Origin of the sequence: Collinsella aerofaciens (assembly GCF_001404695.1) — a bacterium.
Classification (GTDB): domain Bacteria; phylum Actinomycetota; class Coriobacteriia; order Coriobacteriales; family Coriobacteriaceae; genus Collinsella; species Collinsella aerofaciens_E.
The window spans coordinates 89,690-93,674 of sequence record NZ_CZAQ01000004.1 but is presented as its reverse complement, the minus strand read 5'-3'; the positions used below and the strand labels follow the sequence as shown (position 1 = coordinate 93,674).

The window sequence follows — 3,985 nt, the reverse complement described above, 5'->3', positions numbered from 1 at the left end:
CGGCGGCCCGTTCTGGGCGCGCCTCAATCGTAGCCCGAGACGGTCCCGGGCTGACAATTTCGACTGTAATGGACGTTCTTAAACGACTGGTCATTCAAGAACGTCCCCAATGACTGACCGCAGAATGAACGTTGCTGACAGCCGTGCGGCACCGGTCCGCGTGGCGGCGTATAATCGGCGGCAGATGACTTGGACGTTAGGAAACCATGACCGATAGCATGCAGCAGACGGCGCTCGACACGCTCGGCGCCTATTTTGGCTACACCTCGTTTCGCCCGGGGCAGGACCGTATGGTCGATGCGATCCTTGCCGGCCGCGATGCGCTGGGTGTTATGCCCACGGGCGCCGGCAAGTCCATTTGCTACCAGGTGCCCGCGCTCATGCTGCCCGGTATCACCTTTGTGGTGAGCCCGCTGCTGTCGCTTATGGAGGACCAGACCCGTGCGTTGCTCGCGGCGGGTGCGCGGCCCAGCTATCTCAACTCCAGCCTTACTCCGGCCCAGCAAAATACCGTGCTCAAGCGGGCGCGCGAGGGCCGCTACCAGCTTATGTACGTGGCGCCCGAGCGCCTGCTCGAGCCGCGCTTTCTGGCCTTTGCGCAGGAAGCTGCGGCCGAAGGCGGCATCGGCGTTCCGCTCGTGGCCATTGACGAGGCCCACTGCGTGAGCCAATGGGGCCAGGATTTCCGCCCCGCCTATCTGCAGATTCGTGAGTTCATCGATTCCCTGCCGCAACGCCCTATCGTGGCGGCCTTTACCGCCACGGCGACCGAGCGCGTACGCGCGGATATTCAGCAGATGCTCGGCCTGCAAAACCCGGCGACGGTGGTGACGGGCTTCGATCGCAAGAACCTCTACTTTGGTTGCGAAGAGATGGGCGACAAGGCCAAGACCGCCTGGGTGCGCGACTACGTGATCGCACATTCGAGCGAGAGCGGCATCGTGTATTGCTCGACCCGCAAGACGGTCGATGCGCTGGCAGGCGATCTTGCCGAAGCGCTGGGCCCCAGCGGCATTCGCGTTGGCCGCTACCATGCCGGCATGGGCAATGACGCCCGCCGCCAAAGCCAGCGCGCCTTTATCGACGACGACATCCAGGTGATGGTTGCCACCAACGCCTTTGGTATGGGCATCGACAAGCCCAACGTGCGCTACGTGATTCACAACAACGTGCCCGAGAGCATCGAGGCCTACTACCAGGAGGCGGGCCGCGCCGGCCGCGATGGCGACCCGGCCAGCTGTCACCTGCTGTGGAACGGAAACGATTTTCGCATGCGTCGCTTTTTGATCGACCGCGGCGATGCTGCCGACGAGGCGCTCGACGACGAGCAGCGCGCGTGGGCGCTCCAGAATCGATATCGCCTGCTCAGCCAGATGGAGGGCTACTGCAATACCACCGGCTGCCTGCGCGAATACATGCTGCGCTACTTTGGCGACGAGGCCGCGGCCGAGCATGCGACCGCAGCTGGTGCGGGTGGCGCCGCCACGGACGAGGCCGAGGGCTGCGGCAACTGCAGCAACTGCCTCACGCAGTTCGAGGTCGAGGACGTCACCGATATGGCCCGCGCCGCCGTGCGCTACGTCGCCACGCGCCCCATGCGCTTTGGCAAGTCGCTCATCGCCGACGTGCTCCACGGCGGCAACACCGAGCGCATTCGCCAGATGCATCTGGACGAGGACCGCGGCTACGGTGAGCTGTCGAGCGAATCGGTCGGGCGCATCAAGGACATCATCGGGCAGCTGTGCGGCCGCGGTTATTTGGCCACCTCGCAGGGGCAGTACCCGGTCGTGGGGCTGGGCCCGCGTGCTGGCGAGGTCGAGGACGAGGCGTTCGCCTTTACCGTTAAGCGTCGCGCGTCCAAGCGCAAGGCCTCGGCCCGCGCCCGCCGTGCGGTGGATCTGCTGCGCGAGGAGGCCGAGCTGGATCAGCGCCCGCGCGTGGGCGACGATGCCGAGCTGTTCGAGCGCCTGCGTGCCCTGCGCAAGGAGATCTCGACCGAGCTGGAGATGGCGCCGTATATGGTCTTCTCCGATAAGGCCCTGCGCGGCCTGTGCCGCCTGCGTCCGCAGACGCGCGACGAGCTTATCCAGGTCAACGGCATCGGCGAGAAAAAGGCCGACGCCTTTGGCGAGCAGTTTATGGCGGCGATTGAAGAGTTTGAGTCCGAGCATGCGCGGGATGGAGCGTAACGATGGCAACCGACGATAAAACCGACCGCGCTGGCGTATCCGCCGTACCGCTGTACCAGCAGGTCATGGACGACCTGAAGGGCGAGATCGCGCGCGGCGTGTATGCGGCCGGCTCGCGCATTCCTTCCGAGATGGAGCTCGCGAAGTCCTACGGCGTGGGGCGCATCACCGTACGCCGTGCCATCGAGGAGCTATCGCGCGCGGGCTATCTCAACCGCCAGCAGGGGAGGGGCACCTTTGTATGCGCTCCCAAGCTCAAGCGCAAGATTCGCCAGAAGGGCGACGTCCAGATCTTTACTGAGGGTTGTGCCGCCAATGACATGGTGGCCGGAGCACGCCTGGTATCGCGTACGGTGGTTGCGGCGACGCGCGAGGACGCGGCGTTTTTTGGTGTGGAACCCGGCTGCGAGCTTATCGTGGTCGAGCGCGTGCGCACGGCCGACGGCATCCCCGTCATGCTCGAGAACAACGCCTTTGTGCTCGCCGACCATCCCTACCTGCAGACGCTGGCCGCCGAGGACCTCACCGATAACTCGATCTTTGCGCTCGTTGCCGACCACTCGGGCCGCGCGCCGCTCAAGTCCGACCCCTGTACCGTGGAGATCGCGCTTGCCGATGCCCAGGTGGCCCCGCTGCTGGAGGTACCGGTTGGTGAGCCGCTCTTCTATATGGAGGCGTACTTTACCGATGCGGACGAGCGGCCCTTGCTGCTCGGACGCCAAAAGATCGTGGGCTCGCGCTACGTCTTCGACATCTAACGTCCACAGATAGAACAACATAGAACAAGTTTGGCGAAATGGCTTCACGAGCGTCGTTGTGCGTGCTATAAATAGAACAATATAGAACGACCGCAGGTACGAGCCATCGTCGTTCAAAACCGCCACAAAAGGAGGGGCATCACCATGAACGCACACGATCTGATTCAGGAAATTATCGAGCGCAAGGGTAAGATCGAGAACGTCTTTTGGATCGCCTGCGGCGGTTCGATGATCGACCTGATGCCGGCTAACGAGCTGCTCAAGCGCGAGGCCACCACGTTTGCCTCGACGGTCTACACGGCACGCGAGTTTTGCCTGATGGCCCCCAAGAGTCTTGGCGAGAAGTCACTCGTCATCGCCTGCAGCCACAGCGGCAATACGCAGGAGGTCGTCGACGGTTGCGAGATGGCGCTGGCAGCCGGTGCCGAGGTCGTGGCCATGACCGACTGCGAGGGCTCCAAGATTGATAACGGCAAGTGGACCACCTGGGTCTACCCTTGGGGCGAGGGCGTGTCGCAGGCCGAGGTGCCGCAGGGCATCGGCGCTCTGATCGCCGCCGAACTGCTCCACCAGCAGGAGGGTTACGAGGCGCTTGCCGACATGTACGCCGGCCTTAAGCAGATGGATGCGCTGCTGCCCGCTGCCCGCGAGAAGGTCAACGCCGAGCTGGGCGATCGCTTTGCCGAGCTCTGCCAGCAGCACGAGTTCTTCTACATCCTGGGATCCGGCCCCAACTTTAGCCAGACCTACGCCATGGCCATCTGCTCGCTCATGGAGATGCAGTGGCAGCACTGCTGCTACATCCACTCCGGCGAGTACTTCCACGGCCCGTTCGAGGCTACCGAGCCCGGCGTGTTCTACTTTGTACAGCTCGGATCGGGCGAGTGCCGCCCCATGGAGGAGCGCGCGCTGGCGTTCCTCAACACGCACACCGATACGGTCATGGTACTCGATGCGCTCGAGTACGGCCTGGGCGACGTGCCCGCCAGCGTGCGTTCGTTCTTGGAGCCGATCTTCTTCTACGCGATGAGCTGCGAG

General features: G+C 63.8%; 3 protein-coding genes. All 3 read left to right on the top strand.

The features are described 5' to 3' along the window. Positions 1–206 precede the first annotated feature (206 nt). Positions 207–2,189 (top strand): RecQ family ATP-dependent DNA helicase, encoded by a 1,983-nt coding sequence (locus tag AQ996_RS02105; RefSeq protein ID WP_070097110.1) that lies wholly within the window; start codon positions 207–209, stop codon positions 2,187–2,189. Positions 2,190–2,191: 2 nt separating this feature from the next. Next, positions 2,192–2,947: a GntR family transcriptional regulator gene (locus tag AQ996_RS02100; RefSeq protein WP_055250592.1), complete on the top strand. Its 756-nt coding sequence runs from the start codon at positions 2,192–2,194 to the stop codon at positions 2,945–2,947. A gap of 144 nt (positions 2,948–3,091) precedes the next feature. Next, a partial coding sequence (locus AQ996_RS02095; RefSeq protein WP_055250590.1) for an SIS domain-containing protein occupies positions 3,092–3,985 on the top strand: 894 nt, incomplete at its 3' end.

Coding starts and splice junctions, on each gene's coding strand:
- AQ996_RS02105 (WP_070097110.1), top strand. CDS start 207: ATGACCGATAGCATGCAGCAGACGGCGCTCGACACGCTCGGCGCCTAT.
- AQ996_RS02100 (WP_055250592.1), top strand. CDS start 2,192: ATGGCAACCGACGATAAAACCGACCGCGCTGGCGTATCCGCCGTACCG.